At 40.0% G+C, this 15,195-nt stretch carries 17 protein-coding genes; 14 read left to right on the forward strand and 3 right to left on the reverse strand.

The annotated features are described in order from the left end of the window. Genes J8M01_RS23120 through J8M01_RS23130 form a run of 3 tightly spaced genes read right to left on the reverse strand, consistent with a single transcriptional unit; the run spans window position 1 to window position 1,340 of the window. On the reverse strand, window positions 1-405 hold the full coding sequence (locus J8M01_RS23120; RefSeq protein ID WP_210998100.1) for a cupin domain-containing protein: 405 nt from the start codon (window positions 403-405) through the stop codon (window positions 1-3). Beyond that, the gene (locus J8M01_RS23125) at window positions 395-796 is read right to left on the reverse strand and encodes a hypothetical protein (protein WP_210998099.1); all 402 of its coding nucleotides are present in this window, start codon (window positions 794-796) and stop codon (window positions 395-397) included. Before J8M01_RS23125 ends, J8M01_RS23120 begins: the two co-directional genes overlap by 11 nt. Window positions 797-818: 22 nt before the next feature. Beyond that, on the reverse strand, window positions 819-1,340 hold the full coding sequence (locus tag J8M01_RS23130) for an HPP family protein (RefSeq protein ID WP_210998098.1): 522 nt from the start codon (window positions 1,338-1,340) through the stop codon (window positions 819-821). 139 nt (window positions 1,341-1,479) lie between these two features. On the opposite strand from J8M01_RS23130, the gene J8M01_RS23135 reads away from it, so the two are divergent. From J8M01_RS23135 to J8M01_RS23200, 14 genes are all read left to right on the forward strand, one after another. After that, window positions 1,480-2,019, forward strand: coding sequence for a TetR/AcrR family transcriptional regulator (locus J8M01_RS23135; protein WP_210998097.1), 540 nt, complete (start codon window positions 1,480-1,482; stop codon window positions 2,017-2,019). Between the two features lie 113 nt (window positions 2,020-2,132). Further along, on the forward strand, window positions 2,133-2,534 hold the full coding sequence (locus J8M01_RS23140) for a DUF4267 domain-containing protein (RefSeq protein WP_348772775.1): 402 nt from the start codon (window positions 2,133-2,135) through the stop codon (window positions 2,532-2,534). Between the two features lie 138 nt (window positions 2,535-2,672). Beyond that, a complete protein-coding gene (locus J8M01_RS23145) occupies window positions 2,673-3,254 on the forward strand; it encodes an alpha/beta fold hydrolase (protein ID WP_211059505.1) in 582 nt (193 codons plus the stop codon). Window positions 3,255-3,375: 121 nt separating this feature from the next. Next, window positions 3,376-3,522 (forward strand): alpha/beta hydrolase, encoded by a 147-nt coding sequence (locus J8M01_RS23150; RefSeq protein WP_211059506.1) that lies wholly within the window; start codon window positions 3,376-3,378, stop codon window positions 3,520-3,522. Between the two features lie 416 nt (window positions 3,523-3,938). Further along, window positions 3,939-4,529 carry a transcriptional regulator BetI gene (gene betI / locus J8M01_RS23155; RefSeq protein ID WP_211059507.1) on the forward strand — a complete coding sequence of 197 codons (591 nt, stop codon included), beginning with the start codon at window positions 3,939-3,941 and terminating at the stop codon, window positions 4,527-4,529. A gap of 1 nt (window position 4,530) precedes the next feature. After that, entirely contained in the window at window positions 4,531-6,006 is a 1,476-nt protein-coding gene (gene betB, locus J8M01_RS23160) for a betaine-aldehyde dehydrogenase (RefSeq protein ID WP_210998094.1), read from the forward strand. A gap of 11 nt (window positions 6,007-6,017) precedes the next feature. Further along, the gene (gene betA, locus J8M01_RS23165) at window positions 6,018-7,685 is read left to right on the forward strand and encodes a choline dehydrogenase (RefSeq protein ID WP_211059508.1); all 1,668 of its coding nucleotides are present in this window, start codon (window positions 6,018-6,020) and stop codon (window positions 7,683-7,685) included. 188 nt (window positions 7,686-7,873) lie between these two features. Next, window positions 7,874-9,091 (forward strand): BCCT family transporter, encoded by a 1,218-nt coding sequence (locus tag J8M01_RS23170; RefSeq protein ID WP_211059509.1) that lies wholly within the window; start codon window positions 7,874-7,876, stop codon window positions 9,089-9,091. Window positions 9,092-9,101: 10 nt separating this feature from the next. Beyond that, window positions 9,102-9,800 carry a TorF family putative porin gene (locus J8M01_RS23175; protein ID WP_192507669.1) on the forward strand — a complete coding sequence of 233 codons (699 nt, stop codon included), beginning with the start codon at window positions 9,102-9,104 and terminating at the stop codon, window positions 9,798-9,800. Window positions 9,801-9,960: 160 nt separating this feature from the next. Then, complete coding sequence (locus J8M01_RS23180; protein WP_192507668.1) at window positions 9,961-10,380, forward strand: tetratricopeptide repeat protein; 420 nt, start codon at window positions 9,961-9,963, stop codon at window positions 10,378-10,380. Window positions 10,381-11,217: 837 nt separating this feature from the next. After that, window positions 11,218-12,339 carry a serine hydrolase domain-containing protein gene (locus J8M01_RS23185; protein WP_211059510.1) on the forward strand — a complete coding sequence of 374 codons (1,122 nt, stop codon included), beginning with the start codon at window positions 11,218-11,220 and terminating at the stop codon, window positions 12,337-12,339. A gap of 16 nt (window positions 12,340-12,355) precedes the next feature. Continuing rightward, window positions 12,356-12,799, forward strand: coding sequence for a GNAT family N-acetyltransferase (locus J8M01_RS23190; protein ID WP_192507666.1), 444 nt, complete (start codon window positions 12,356-12,358; stop codon window positions 12,797-12,799). Window positions 12,800-13,048: 249 nt separating this feature from the next. Beyond that, window positions 13,049-13,552, forward strand: a complete 504-nt coding sequence (gene def, locus J8M01_RS23195; RefSeq protein ID WP_211059511.1) for a peptide deformylase — start codon at window positions 13,049-13,051, stop codon at window positions 13,550-13,552. A gap of 420 nt (window positions 13,553-13,972) precedes the next feature. Next, a partial coding sequence (locus tag J8M01_RS23200; protein ID WP_211059512.1) for an MFS transporter occupies window positions 13,973-15,195 on the forward strand: 1,223 nt, incomplete at its 3' end.

Raw genomic sequence — 15,195 nt, forward strand, 5'->3', positions numbered from 1 at the left:
CTATTTATACTCCGTAAGCTGTTTAACCGGTTTATATCTAGAGGCAAGAATCAAACAACCATTTGTCGATGCCATGCTATGGCACGTACCAGGGGCACGTACTATGAAAGAACCTGGCGAAAATGTTTGGCCATTCTCAATATAATCACCTTGTAAAACGAGTACGGTTTCATAGCCCATATGAACATGTCCAGGGACAAATGCCCCTGCTTGATAGCGTAAAAAAGCACAGTCTGCGCCTTCTGGGTTTGCACATGTTTCATCGAACAGCACTGCAATATCAACGCCTTCCCTAAGCCCTGGTTGATAAGGGCTGAAATCAATATCGGCGGGTATCGCGATATCACTAGAAAACCCTAACTTGACAATACGGTCATTAAGCTCAGGTGGTGAGTTAAACTTCATTGTGTTCTCCTTGTTTTTGTAGTCTTGCCGCTTGCGACTGTCCGTTGTAGCCCCAGTCGGTCGCTGGGATCTCTTGGATGGATATGTAATTTGGATTGTTATGTAAGTTAATGAAGATCTCTTCAAACAATTGCCATGAGTGCTTTAACCATTGTGCTTTTTGTTGTGGGTTGTTGGTTCCTTCTGTGATGATAATATTTAAGGAAAACTGAAACTCAGAGGTCGATTGTCCATTGCAGTACCAGCTTCCACAATTTTCATGGATGACGATATTGGTCAAGGCTGGAAGCTTGCCTAAATACATACTGGTGATTGTGACTAATGAATCTGCCAGTTTAGATTTGATTGTGGGTAGTAGAGTTTGATTGGTATGAATGGTTAGAGTTGGCATGTCATTGCTCCTAGTTCGTCAGTTACTGTTGATTGCTTGAGGAGCCATACCAATAGATAGGCCATTTTTTCGTTAAACCAATATTGTTAATTAATGAAGCAATACCGACGAGAAATATGCTGCCAATCAGTACAGGGAAAATTAAAAAGTCAAAGTGATAACTTCCGGCCATTAGAATGACGAGTGGATTTGCACCTGCGGGTGGGTGTACAACTCTGAAAAATTGCATAGCTACAATAGCTAGTCCCACAGATAAAGCCATTACCCAGGGATTTGTGCCAAAAGTCAGCAGGGCAAGGATGCCAATTAATGCAGAAATAAAGTGACCTCCAATCACATTACGCGGTTGCGCCAACGGAGAGGCTGCTGCTGCAAATAAGATGACGCAAGTCGCGCCAAACGGCGCCATAAGTAGCGGGTAGCCTGCAATACTTGTTATAAAGCACAACCCCAAAATACCAACAAACCCGCCAACAAAACCCCTAAGTAGCTCGATAAAATTTACTTTGGGTGGGAGTGCACCACCGCCGGATAGCTTTTTCATTACATTCTCCAAATTATCAATACTTTTGTAACGTTAACGTTCACAATAATGTGTTATTATCAAGTGTACCGATCTGTACACTTTCACCAAAAGGTACAGATCTGTACACCTTTGTGCAAGCAATTTTTTAGGGTATTAGATGAAAGTAGAACAGCATATTTTGGATGTCGCTGAGGATCTGTTTAATAGAAATGGATATAACTCGGTTGGAGTAGATTTGATCAGAGATGAAGCAAAAGTATCGAAAACAACAATTTATAGACGGTTTGGCGACAAGGTGGGCTTGGTTGAAGCTGTGTTAACACGGCGCCATGATCGCTTTCAAGCCTCATTAGAGGAGGCTGTTTGTAGCGTGAAAAGTAGTGAAGATAAAGTGTTTGCTATTTTAGATTGGCATTTTGAGTGGTTTTCTTTATCACATTTTGAAGGGTGTATGTTTATGCATGCCTTGGCGGAGTTTAAAAGAGTGGATCAGTCGATTAGTGGTATCGCGTTAGAGCATAAGCGTTGGTTACTAGAATTAATACGTCAAGCGCTCGGAGTTGAAACGGAGCAGTATTATGAAAAATCAGAAATGATTATGACCTTTATTGAAGGGCTTATTGTACGGGCTGAATTCGATGAAGTACTGGACAAAAAAGAGTTATACAGGGCTGCGTTGATGAAGATCATAAAATAAAAACAATGACAATATATGAATAATGTAACTAACTGTTAAATCTATAGTGTATATGTATTGATTTTGCTTGATAATAAAAATTACTCTCTTTACGAACGACTGAGGTACTTAAAGTGGTTAAATCTAAAATAGAAGTGATAGCGATAATACTCGTATCACTTATGGCGTTGCTGCAAGGGTTTTATGGTATTTTTTCTTATCTTGAACCATCCGGTTTTGCAACTGTGAGAGGAACTGAGTTGTTTTCTTATTTAGACGCGGACTGGGTAATAATATATGGGTCTCGCACGATTTTTATTACTTTGGTACTTGGCCTGCTTATCATAAAAAAACAATACTCAATTTTAATGTGGTGCGCGATTTTTGGTGTTGTTATGCCTGTCACTGATGGCGTTTTAGCCTATCAAGCCGATGCTCCATTGAAAGTGATCTATAAGCATGTCGCCACCGTGCTTTATTTATTAGTGACATTTTATGTATTAAAGCTCATGACATCAAGGTGCTCAGCTAAATGAGTATTTTAGTCATTGAAATTTCTAAGGAGATGTTAGGTAAAGAAACGTTATTGGGATGCTGGCATTATAGTAATAATAATTGTCGGTACGTTGGACTATTATTATGAAGATTATTCACGCTTTATATCAGCAAGGGAAATGTCTAATGAACGATATTTAAAATCAGAATTAGGGAGCTCTCGCTATCAAATATATGGAGAAAATAATCAAAAAACGATTATTCTCATTCCGGCATCGAATGGTTATGTTGAGCAATGGGATCCAAATGTAGCTCCGTTGGTCAACGCCGGTTATAAGGTGGTTGTTTACGATTTATTTGGCCGAGGTTTTTCAAGCCGCCCTGATGTTGATTTAACGTTATCGGTGTTTACAGAGCAGTTGGATAGCGTCATACGTGAAGTTGGGGCTGACAGAGTGTCTTTAGTCGGTTCTTCATTTGGCGGCATTATCGCAGCTGAATATGCTAGAAATAAACAAGAAAAAGTTACAAAGTTAGTCTTTGTAGGCCCTGCTGGCTGGCCATCAAAAGTGAATTATGCCCAGAAGATTATCAATATTCCGGTAGTCGGGGAGTTACTCTTTAAGTATTTTGGAGAAATCATTTTAAAGCCGCGGGTTGAAGGGTGTTTTCATCAAGAAAAAGAACATCGTTGGGCCATTGATATGTGGCAGAAGTTCTCACAATCCCCAGGATTTATGCGTACTTATTATCGACCTTGAGCACTCTCCCGTTCTTGATTACACCGAAGGGTGGAAGGCGCTTGGAGACACCACGATAAAAACGCTGTTTATATGGGGAAAGCAAGATATTAGCTTTGATTTTGGCAACTCTGAAATAGCGATGACTTTGATCCCCTCAACCAAGGTCGTCGCAATTGACAATGCTGCACATTGGCTGAATATAGAACAGCCTAAGCAAGTTAATAATGCGATGATTTCATTTTTAAATGATGAGCCGAGGAAAGTATCAGAAGGTAGTGAATTATAATATATTAACAACGGAGTGAGCTAAAAAAGCCCAGAAACATGCGCCTGTGCATGATATTTCGCTGTAGTACGAGTTGTCAATTCAAGCCGTAGAGCATTCTGCTACGTGATGACTTTAAATGGGTATTAATATGAACGTTTTGCAGTATGTCTTTTTCGCCAAATCCCATTATTTTAATGACAAACCTTATCGGCGTTTTGGTACGTTATAAATACAATATTCGATAATATTGGTTTGCTTTCACAATTATTTCACAAAATATATTTGGCAATGAAATAAATAATTATCTATTTTATTTCAATGTATTAGGTGTTTTTTGTGAGGCTTCATACACACATCCGGCACAGGGGAACCTTGAATAATCAGGCCAGTTTGTTTAATATTTATTTTTATTGAACGTTCAATTAATAAAAATCATGCCTAAAGTCGGAATGGAACCTGTGCGCCGTCAGCAGTTAATTGAGGCAACAATCGAATCAGTTGGAGAGCTTGGCTTACAAGGTACTACTATCAATAGTATTAGTAAAAAAGCAGGGTTATCTTCTGGCATTATTAGCCATTATTTTGGTGGTAAGCAGGGGTTAATTGAAGCCACTGTACGTCATTTATTATCAAGCCTGAAAGATTCTTTGATCTCGCAGGTCGCAGATACCACGACCCCAGAACAAAGGCTGATGTTCATCATTGAAGCAAATTTTGCACTTGTACAGCAGCGTAAAGATACCACCCGCACTTGGTTAAGTTTTTGGGCGCAGTCAATGCACGATCCCGAACTGCATCGTTTACAAAATGTAAATAGTAAACGTTTGTACAGTAATTTAGCCTGCTCATTTAGGCGTATTATGCAAAAAGATGATGCCAAGCAAGCGGCGGAATTAAGCGCTGCCATGATTGACGGCTTATGGCTACGTGCAGTTCTTAGCCAATCAGATACAGACCAATTTAAACACAGCGAACGACTTGCAAAACAATATGTAAATTCACTCATTCAGCAGTATGGAACTTAATATGACAACGCCTGTAACTCCTCCTATTTATCAGAATTTTATCCATGGACGCTATCTTGCGAACCAGTCAGGCGAACTTTTTGATGTAATTAATCCTGCGACTGATGAAGTAATTTATCAAGTAGAAGTCGCTGACCACGCAATTCAAGAAGCTGCGATAGCAAGCGCGAAAGCTGGATTTGAAAGCTGGTCTGCCATGGCCCCTATAGCGCGTAGTCGCATTCTTCTCAAAGCCGTTGAACTGCTAAGATCACGCAATGATGAGTTAGCAAGAATTGAAGTACTCGATACCGGTAAACCGTGGCAGGAAGCTGAGTGTGTTGATGTGCAAACTGGTGCTGATGTGATTGAGTATTTTGCGGGGTTAGCACCTGCACAAGTCGGTCAGCAGCAAATGGTGGGGGATGACTTTTATTATACTCGCAAAGAACCGCTTGGCATTTGTGCTGGTATTGGTGCATGGAATTATCCTTTACAAATTGCATGCTGGAAAGCAGGCCCTGCGTTGGCGGCGGGTAACGTTCTGTTATTTAAGCCGTCTGAAGAAACGCCTTTGGGGGCATTAAAGCTTGCTGAGATCTTTATTGAAGCGGGCGTGCCTGAGGGGGTATTTAATGTTGTGCAAGGTGCTGCTGAAGTTGGGCAATGGCTGACAGCACATCCTGATATCGAGAAAGTGTCGTTCACAGGAGAAGTCGGCACAGGAAAAAAAGTCATGGCGAGCGCAGCGAACACGTTAAAAGATGTCACCATGGAATTGGGTGGGAAATCGCCACTGCTCGTATTTGATGATGCAAATGTCACTGAAGCGGTTAGCGCTGCTATGTTGGGGAATTTCTATACTCAAGGTGAAGTCTGTACTAATTGCACCCGTGTCTTTGTACAACGCGGTGTGTATGACAAATTTATTGAGGAATTGAAAACGCGAACTGAACAAAATATTGTGGCAGGTGATCCTCTAGACCCCAATGTGAACTTAGGCGCATTGATCTCCAAAGTGCATCAACAGCTTGTTCTAGATTACATCAATTTGGGTGTTAAAGAAGGGGCTAAATTATTGACTGGGGGCGAAGTGCTTTCTCCTGCATCAGCACCGAATGGTTACTTTGTTGCCCCAACGGTTTTTGTAGATTGCCAAGACGATATGACTATCGTCAAAGAAGAGATTTTTGGACCCGTTATGAGCATTTTAGTGTTTGATGAGGAAGCTGAAGTCATTAAACGCGCAAATAACACGCACTTAGGACTAGCTGCTGGCGTATTTACTCAGGATATTCAGCGTGCACATCGTGTTATTCATAAACTACAAGCGGGGATCTGCTGGATAAACGCGTATGGAAATTCACCCGCTGAAATGCCAGTGGGAGGTTATAAGCACTCAGGTATCGGCAGAGAAAACGGCATTGAAACTCTGGATCATTATACTCAGACGAAGTCTGTGTACGTCGGTATGAATAACATTGATAGCCCATTTTAATGAGACATCCAATGAAGCAAGAGTTTGATTATATTATTGTTGGAGCTGGTTCGGCGGGTTGTGTGCTAGCGAACCGTTTAAGTGAATGCGGTCAATATGATGTTTTGTTACTGGAAACTGGTGGCAGTGACAAAAGTATTTTTATTCAAATGCCAACGGCTTTGTCTATTCCTATGAATTCAGATAAATACGCGTGGCAGTTTCATACTGAGGCTGAGCCGTATCTAGATAACCGAAAAATGCATTGTCCACGTGGCAAGGTGTTAGGTGGGTCGTCTTCTATTAATGGCATGGTGTATGTTCGAGGACACGCGAGAGACTTTAACGAGTGGCAACAACACGGCGCACAAGGTTGGGATTATCAGGCCTGTTTACCGTATTTTAAAAAAGCAGAGTCTTGGTATCTAGGCGATAACGCATACCGTGGACATCAAGGACCGGTTGGTGTTAATAACGGCAATGAAATGGAAAACCCGTTATATCGCGTCTTTATTGAAGCCGGTCAGCAAGCTGGTTACGCCAAAACAGATGATTATAACGGTGCGCAACAGGAAGGGTTTGGGCCAATGCATATGACGGTGAAAAATGGTCGCCGTTGTTCTGCAAGCCGAGCTTATTTAGATCCGGTAAAAGCACGCAATAATTTGACTATTGTGACAGGCGCAATAGCGCAACGGGTTGTGTTAGAGAATAAACAGGCTAAAGGGGTGGCTTATAAAGTAGGCGGCCGCTTGCTTCATGCGAGTGCGCGTAAGGAAGTTGTGCTCAGTGCAGGGCCTATCGGATCGCCACATTTATTACAGTTATCGGGTGTTGGCGACCAAGCGGTTTTAGAAAAAGCCGGTATAGAGGTAAAACATCATTTACCGGGGGTGGGACAAAACTTACAAGATCACTTAGAGTTTTATTTTCAATACAAATGCAAGCAGCCGATCACCCTAAATGGCAAACTAGGGCTTGTTTCTAAAGGGTTGATTGGTGCAAGGTGGATGTTGAATAAAAGTGGTTTAGGGGCAACAAATCATTTTGAATCATGTGCCTTTATTCGCTCAAAACCTGGCGTCGAGTGGCCAGATATTCAATACCATTTTTTACCAGCGGCCATCCGCTATGACGGAAAAAGTGCTTTTGCAGGTCATGGGTTTCAAGTGCATGTTGGGCACAATAAACCCAAAAGTAGAGGCTCGGTAACCGTTACGTCAAATAACCCAGATGACGCGCCAAAAATTCAGTTTAATTATTTGGCTCATCAAGCCGATATCGAAGGATTTCGGGCATGTGTGAGGTTGACGCGTGAAATTATTGAGCAAAGCGCGTTTGATGATTATCGAGATGGAGAAATTCAGCCAGGCAAGCATGTACAGACAGATGAACAAATAGATCAATTTGTGCGCCAAGCTGTCGAAAGTGCTTATCACCCGTCATGTTCATGTAAAATGGGGGAAGATGGCATGGCTGTGGTTGACTCACAAACCAAAGTGCATGGTATTGATGGTTTACGTGTAGTGGACTCTTCTATTTTTCCTACCATCCCCAATGGCAATTTGAATGCCCCCACCATGATGCTAGCAGAGAAAGCCGCAGACCATATTTTAGGTAAAGTGCTTTTGAAAGCCGATGACACAGAAGTCATTGTCGGCGAGCAATGGCACACAGTACAACGTAGTTCGGAGCTTTAAAATATACAGATAGTTAGCTTGCCAAAACGCTTAGGATAACTTAGTTCTAGGCGTGTCTTGCAGTGGCGTACAGGGTAAATAGGTTACTCGTGGTTAATTGAATTAAGTTCAATAACATTAAGTATTGATGCAAGAAAACAATAACGGAGAAACAATGAGTTACTTTTACTTGTTTTGGGAGGGTGACAATGACCTTATGGCTTAGCGCTGGTATCATTTTCACCCTTTTAGCAATTGTAGTAATTTTGTTTAAATGGGGTAATTTGCAGTGTGTGGGTGTTACCCCTGTAAAAACCTTTACTTTTATCGCTATCTTATTTACATCTGGGTTAGATGTCGGTTTGATAATGTTTCCACTTACTGAGTTTGCGGGTTACGCAGACATAAAAGCAAGCCCAGAATATGCGTTTGCAAATCCACTGGCCATTGAGTTTGGGTTTTGGGGGTTTTTAATCTGGGGGTTTTATTTCCTTACCTGTTTTTATTTCTGCGTAATAGAGCCTAAGGTGAAGTTTTTCGAAATACCTTGGGTGAAGTTGCTTAACAATATTATTATTATTGGTACATGTGCGTTTACTGCTTATTTGTTGCTTTCTAATTTACCTTGGTACCTCCCCAACTTGGGGGATGGCAGTACCATAATTCCAAGCTTTTACTTGGTGGTATTTGCAGCCATTTGCTTCGCGGTGTACTCCAGTACGAGTTTAAAATATGTGCGCTTTTTAAGCATTACTACAACGTGGATGTTTATCGCATTAATTGCTTTTATGTGGAGCGCGACGTTTATATTTGGCGATAGTTCCGTGTCGAGCTTTACCAATAAATTAGGGCTCATAGGTGAATACTTTACTAATTTAAATCACTTTATATTGCCACTCAATGACTATCATGAGTTTTATTTATTTTGGTGGTTTGCGTGGAGTATTATGATTGGCCAATTTACATCTCGTTTTGTGGGGGGGCTGAAGACCTATCAGGTACTTGCTGCGATGTTGGTGTTCCCATCAATTCCCATTGCGCTTTGGTTTGGGGTACTTTATCACTATCACGATGCAGGTATTTCTACTGAAGGTATTAAAAACTTCGCGATGGTGTTTGTGGGTATTGTGTTCGTGATTAACTCTCTCGATTCATTGATCCGTTTATACACAGACAACCTGAATTTGACGGTAAAACGCTTAGGCATGCGCAATTACATGCTATTCAATATTGCCGCGTTATCATTGCTCACATTACTCTTTAAACTTGAGTTTATTCAAATCCAATGGGTTGGTGCTTTAGTCATTGGGCTATTCTTATCGTGTGCACTGTATATTGGTTACAACAAATTCAAAACAGTGAGCAATATTGACAGCTCACCGAAAGATAACACAATTGATTTCAGTAAAATAGAAACAGCTGGCTAAGGAACTTATTATGACAACGACAAAACATTTACTTTTTACGGCGCTGGCGCTTGCTTCTACCAATGCAATGGCTGACTGGTCAACGACAGTCACTGGCGCATCAGATTATACGTTTAATGGTGTGAGCCAAACACAAGACGACCCTGCCATTCAGGGGAGCTTGGACTATGGCTTTGATAGCGGTGTATATGCTGGTTCTTGGGCGTCAAATGTTGACTTTGCTGATGATACTAATCTTGAGTGGGATTTTTATGTTGGTAAATTCATTACATTGAACGAAAGCTGGAGCATGGACTATGGTATTGCATATTATAGCTATCATGGTGATACCAACTCTAGTGATGGTAACTACCCAGAAGTATACAGTAAGTTCGGCTTTACTAACGAATTAGGTCAAACAGAATTTAATTTTTGGTATAGCTGGGATTACTTTGGTACAGGGGCTGGTCATACAATTGCAATGATCGCACACAGTGTTGAAGTGGCAGAAGGCCATACACTACGCGCCAGTTTTGATGTATCAAACTCGCTTGATGGTGATAAGTATATGTGGGACGCAGGTGATAAGTCATACTATCACTATCGTTTAGCTTATCAGACGAGTGTTGAAGGGTTTAACTTAGAATTAGCAGCAGAAAATACCAGCCTGGATTACAACACCGCAGATGAGCGTATAGTATTTTCGGTATCTCGTACGTTCTCGTTATAAGTTTTTTTGGTAAACATATTATTTTGTGACTTATGAACAAAGCCAAGCATCATTTGCTTGGCTTTGTTATTTTAAGGGCCAGAGTGTTAGTTTTAGGTGAGACGGGCTATAATGTTTGGCTACTTTTTAGATAAGCATGTATTGCTTACAGGGCTATTAGATGAATACTAAACTATACAAATCTGTACTTTCCATTACTGATCACTTAATGGGGGCGGCTCAAGAGCAAAATCAAGGCACGTTCGATAGGTATTATGCTGAGTTAAAGCAGCTGTGTGAACACAATGAAAATTCAGATAAAGACCACCCAGTACAATGGGAGACGTTGGCTGATTTTACAGATGATTTAGCATTGGCTGTGACAATATATGAACATGCGTTGACAAAAGCTGAAGCCCTTAATTCAAAAGACTTTTGTTCTTCTATTGGCTATTCAATAGGGGCTTTAAAAGCTGAATTAGGTGACCACACTGGGGCGATTGCGCATTTAGAAAAGGCAAAAATAAGCAGCAATAAGATCATTGATAAGCAATTAAAATCAGAAATTCACGATTTGCTGGAAGAACTGAAAAGCAAGTAGTTTTTTACCTGTGAATTTTTCAGTAAAAAGGTTCAGATGAAGGTTAGAGAGCACCAATTTTAATGGTTTTTTGTTTATTAAGAAAATTCATTAATATACGACATGCTTTGCTTATATATTGTTAGTATTAAGCAGTATATTTTTATGTATTAAAAACAAAAAAGAAATTGGCAATGCAATAATTCCAAAAGTAGCCGGGGGGCACTTAGGCACTTATATGGAGTGTTTCTCACTAGATGGTGGGTGATGCACGATGCCCAATGATTGCTAAATAACCTCAACTCTGGATAAGCGAATTTGTCCAATAAAGCTATTTTTCTCACTCTCAGCGTTGCTTTCATTTGTAATAGCCCGCTATTACTGCATAAAAGCGCCTTGATATTGAAGAAAATACCCTCATTGGATTGTACGTAAGTTTGTTTTCAAAACATTTTCTATTCCAAAACCCTTATCCAAACCTGAGGTTAAGTAGGCAGAAAGTTAAAATGACATTTGGTATAATTAAAAATACGTTGTGTCATTTTAATTATCGCTTTTAATGTAAAGTTTTCTGGCTTTACGCGTTGATTAGTTCGCTTATATGTAGATTAATTTCTACTATTTAGAACTTTTTGTTTCTATGGGTAATCTCATCCGCGTAAAAGTATCATAACTGTTGTTTATTAAGTTTGTATCAAGCCATTCAGGTAGAATTCTTTATTTTCTTAATCTATTTATTAACTCATTGGTGGGCTGATGAGGTTATTTATTCGGTAGGCGACACATAAAAGTTACTTAACAATTGCTATGAATTCAGTATTATTCATGTTAATTGTTGTGGGAAGGTAAGAAAAATTAATGAATTGGCTGTATAGCTTTGCAATTACGGTGGTTTTTTGTGCAGAATCACTTGCGATATCGGCAGATCAAACATTACAGCGTTTAAATCGAGATATTGCAGCGTCTACTTTTTCAGGCGTTGTGTATGCAGTCAATGGTGATGAGATTGTTTTTAACGCGTCTTATGGTTTGGCAAATACAGAGACAAAAACGGCATTTAATGCACAAACTGTACTTGATATTGGGTCTATCACAAAGCAGTTTACCGTGGCTGCTGTTCTGAAGCTCGCAGAGCAAAACAAGTTGTCACTTAAAGATTCTCTTGCTAAGTATTTCGTAAATATTCCTATCGAGATGCAGACAATCACATTACATCAATTAATGACGCATTCTGCTGGTTTTGCTTATAGTGCGGGTCCTGTGCATGAGTTAATTAATAAACACGATTTTAGAAAACGCGTATTTAATACCCCATTGTTATTTAAGCCTGGTTCGCAATATGCTCACTCGAATGTGGGGTTTGGGTTGTTAACGCAAGTAATAGAGAAGGTAAGTGGGCAGGGGTATGAGCAATTTATTCACAGTAATATATTATTGCCTGCGGGCCTTAAAGAGACTGGTTATAGGTTAATTAGCCGTGAAGAAACCGATTTAGCCATTCATTATGAAAATAAGCCTAATGTCTTTGAGCAAATATTTTCAATGACGCCTAAGCGTGATGCCATAGGACATTCATTAGTGCATTTTTATGAAAGTTTGGGAAAAAGGTGGAATATAGAAGGCTCTACGGGGTACTTATCGACAGTACAAGATATGTCTGCTTGGTATCAGGCGATACGAGATAAAAAGGTACTCACTAAACAGTCTTGGGATCTGATATTCACGGAACACGTTGGGAATGGCTCTGTGACTAATACGCAGCATGGCTATGGCTGGTCCATGGGGGAAACAAAGGAGGGCCGGAGTTATTTTTATCATCAGGGAAGGTACCGAGGCGCTTTATCAATAATAAACTATTACCCTGATATTGACCTATTTGTTTTTATTATGACGAACTGTCGAGATGATTACCCATATGAAATGATTGAAAAACTGACGTATACAATACAGAAAAAAACGTTGCAATTATCTACATTATAAAAATAGAGGACGTATTATGACGATTTCACTTCGACCGATTGATATTCATAATTATGAAGCAGTATGTGATTTAGATGTTGCTGATACACAGCAAAATTATGTTGCATGCAATATGTGGTCATTAGTTGAGGCACAATTTAATCAAGGATATACAACACGTGCTATTTACCGTAATGAAGAGGTTGTTGGTTTTTTTATGTGGGTAGCACAAACAGGGCATAGTGTGTCGATATGGCGATTTATGATTGACCTCAAATTTCAACAACAAGGCATTGGCAGGGAGGCGTTGTCTCTCGCATTAGAACAAATTAAATCATTGACAGATGTGAAGCAGATTGAAATCTGTTATATGCCAAGTAACCCAGTTGCAAAAGCGTTTTATAGCTCATTCGGATTTCAAGAGGTCGGTATGGATGATGAAGGAGAAGACATGTTAGCGGTGATTGAATTGTCTCAGTAATTTTGCACGAAGTGTTGTGGTGTTATTTTTTGTGCCCGAGAAGTGTATGTTTATTGTGGAGTTTATAGTAGGGTAAATTGAGTTTTTTGCGTTTGGCAATATGCTCTTAAAGTGGCTTCACTTACCTTTTAACTTAAAAGTAAGTTAGAATGTGTCCACTAAATTTAAGCATTCAAAAAGCATATGCCGGCGCTTAATGATAGGTTGGTCGCCTAAGCATGTGTTAGCAAGTAAAAATACTGAGGTAAAATGGCTGTTTTAGAGATCCTTAAAGCTCCTAACGAGAAGCTAAAAATTCCCGCAACGCCTGTCACAGATATCAGTTCTGTACAGCAACTCATTGATGACATGTTAGATACGATGTACGCAACAGATGATGGTATAGGCTTGGCGTCTACGCAAGTCGGTCGTAAAGAAGCCATTATTGTGATTGATATTTCCGAAGAAAGAGATGCGCCATTGATCTTGATTAATCCCGAAGTGGTTGACGGTGAAAATGTTGAAAAAGGTCAAGAAGGCTGTTTATCTGTGCCTGGTTACTACGCCGACGTAGAACGATTTACTCAAGTTAAAGTGAGTGGATTAGACAGAGAAGGCAATGCTGTTAATATTGAGAATGATGATTTCTTAGCCATCGTTTTGCAACATGAAATTGATCACTTGAAAGGCAAGCTCTTTATTGATTATTTGTCTCCTTTAAAGCAGAAAATGGCATTAAAAAAAGTAAAAAAAGCAGTGAGCCAAAGTGCTTAATACTGAAATTCAGATAGAGTGGCTCTTTGCGAGTCACGCTGTCTTGTTATTTTAGTGAAATAACGACCGTGCGATTACTTTGTTGTTGGCATTCATCATATCCCTTTCTTCTTTAGCCCGTATTCTCAAAGCTTTCTTTAAGCTATTTCTCGTGCAATAAGCATGATATCAATACATCAGTTGTGATAGCGTTAATGTGATTCGCAGAAGTTGGTCATTGTTCGAAAACCCTAAAGGTATATCAATGAATGAGCTTACTAGGAGGTGTTTTTCCTAATATGAAAAATGCCAGCTGGTTGCTATAAGCGTATGACATAAGATTGAAAAAATCTCTAATTATTGTTGTTGAAATGACTTTACCTAAACTTATATTGAGGTTTTAAACTCTAACTAAATAATTCGAAAAATAAAGGAAATACAGTGGATCGAGGAAACGTATTATCTCAATTATTACGGTTTACACCCTTAGTGTGGGTGATGTTGTTGGGGAATTTCTTTGTGCGTGCCACCTATTACATGGTGTGGCCTTTTTTATCCGTATTGCTATACCAAAAATACAATTTGAGTGCCACAGAGGTTGGGCTATTGTTGAGTATATCAGCAGTGTTTTCAGTGTTATTAGGTTTTTATACCGGTAATCTAGCCGATCGCTATGGGCGTTTTAAGTTGCTTTATGCCTCAGTATTAGTTGGCATATTTTCATTTATAGCATTGGCATTTGTTGAGTCGTTATGGGCATTCTGTATGGCGGTATTTTTTGCAACTATGCCGCGCGCGTTATGGGATGCACCTAGTAAAGCATTATTGAGTGATGAGCTAAAGGTGGATGGAGATAGAGAGTTGGCACTGCATATGTTGTACTTTTTAGTGAATGTAGGTGCTGCAATCGGACCTCTTTATGGCTTGTGGGCGGGTTTAAATGGCGAGCAATTTAGTTTTATTTATACCGCTGTATCTTATATTGGTTTGTTGGTGGCATTATTGGCAATGCATCGTGGTCATTCTGTTTATAACGCAAGCGTTGCGACGACATTACCCAATTTCTCCAGCTGGCTAGGTATCCTTAAAAAGGATACGGTGTTTTTATTAGTACTTGCTGCAAACCTGCTTATTTACTTTGTATTTGCACAAGGCGACTCTAGTCTTATTCAGTATTTGGCGAGGGCTGAAGTCTCTGAGCTAGCGACACTTGTTTCTATGCTGATAGTGGTTAATTCGTCTGTTATTGTGTTATGTCAATTCCCATTACTGCACCTGATGCGCCACTGGTCGATTCAAAAGAGGTTGTATTGTGGTGGAGGGATCCTTGCTTTATCGCAAGTGATGATGGCGCTTAACCCTGTTGATTATTTTAATGGCTGGATCGTGTGCGTATTAGTATGGAGTTTAAGTGAAGCTGTTATGTTTTCAAATATTAATGTACATATTGATAGACTTGCACCAGAACACCTTAAATCGAGCTATTTTGGCGCAGCCGGTTTATGCTCTTTAGGGTTCGCATTGGCACCATTGTTGGGGGGAATTGTGCTTGATATTGCCAGTGGACCGGTATTATTTATAGGGACGACGGCGATAAGTGTTGTGGCTTTGATGATATATCGAGTGGCAGAGCGCACTCCTCGAGACGAGACTTTATTAGTGGG

It is taken from the genome of Pseudoalteromonas sp. MMG005 (genome assembly GCF_018101015.1).
GTDB classification, from domain to species: domain Bacteria; phylum Pseudomonadota; class Gammaproteobacteria; order Enterobacterales; family Alteromonadaceae; genus Pseudoalteromonas; species Pseudoalteromonas aurantia.

Excerpts from the sequence above, each read along its gene's own strand:
- betB (WP_210998094.1), top strand. The coding sequence starts at position 4,531 with ATGACAACGCCTGTAACTCCTCCTATTTATCAGAATTTTATCCATGGA.
- J8M01_RS23185 (WP_211059510.1), top strand. The coding sequence starts at position 11,218 with ATGAATTGGCTGTATAGCTTTGCAATTACGGTGGTTTTTTGTGCAGAA.
- J8M01_RS23180 (WP_192507668.1), top strand. The coding sequence starts at position 9,961 with ATGAATACTAAACTATACAAATCTGTACTTTCCATTACTGATCACTTA.
- J8M01_RS23190 (WP_192507666.1), top strand. The coding sequence starts at position 12,356 with ATGACGATTTCACTTCGACCGATTGATATTCATAATTATGAAGCAGTA.
- J8M01_RS23175 (WP_192507669.1), top strand. The coding sequence starts at position 9,102 with ATGACAACGACAAAACATTTACTTTTTACGGCGCTGGCGCTTGCTTCT.
- betA (WP_211059508.1), top strand. The coding sequence starts at position 6,018 with ATGAAGCAAGAGTTTGATTATATTATTGTTGGAGCTGGTTCGGCGGGT.
- J8M01_RS23130 (WP_210998098.1), bottom strand. The coding sequence starts at position 1,340 with ATGAAAAAGCTATCCGGCGGTGGTGCACTCCCACCCAAAGTAAATTTT.
- J8M01_RS23135 (WP_210998097.1), top strand. The coding sequence starts at position 1,480 with ATGAAAGTAGAACAGCATATTTTGGATGTCGCTGAGGATCTGTTTAAT.
- J8M01_RS23145 (WP_211059505.1), top strand. The coding sequence starts at position 2,673 with ATGTCTAATGAACGATATTTAAAATCAGAATTAGGGAGCTCTCGCTAT.
- betI (WP_211059507.1), top strand. The coding sequence starts at position 3,939 with ATGCCTAAAGTCGGAATGGAACCTGTGCGCCGTCAGCAGTTAATTGAG.
- def (WP_211059511.1), top strand. The coding sequence starts at position 13,049 with ATGGCTGTTTTAGAGATCCTTAAAGCTCCTAACGAGAAGCTAAAAATT.
- J8M01_RS23125 (WP_210998099.1), bottom strand. The coding sequence starts at position 796 with ATGCCAACTCTAACCATTCATACCAATCAAACTCTACTACCCACAATC.
- J8M01_RS23150 (WP_211059506.1), top strand. The coding sequence starts at position 3,376 with ATGACTTTGATCCCCTCAACCAAGGTCGTCGCAATTGACAATGCTGCA.
- J8M01_RS23170 (WP_211059509.1), top strand. The coding sequence starts at position 7,874 with ATGACCTTATGGCTTAGCGCTGGTATCATTTTCACCCTTTTAGCAATT.
- J8M01_RS23120 (WP_210998100.1), bottom strand. The coding sequence starts at position 405 with ATGAAGTTTAACTCACCACCTGAGCTTAATGACCGTATTGTCAAGTTA.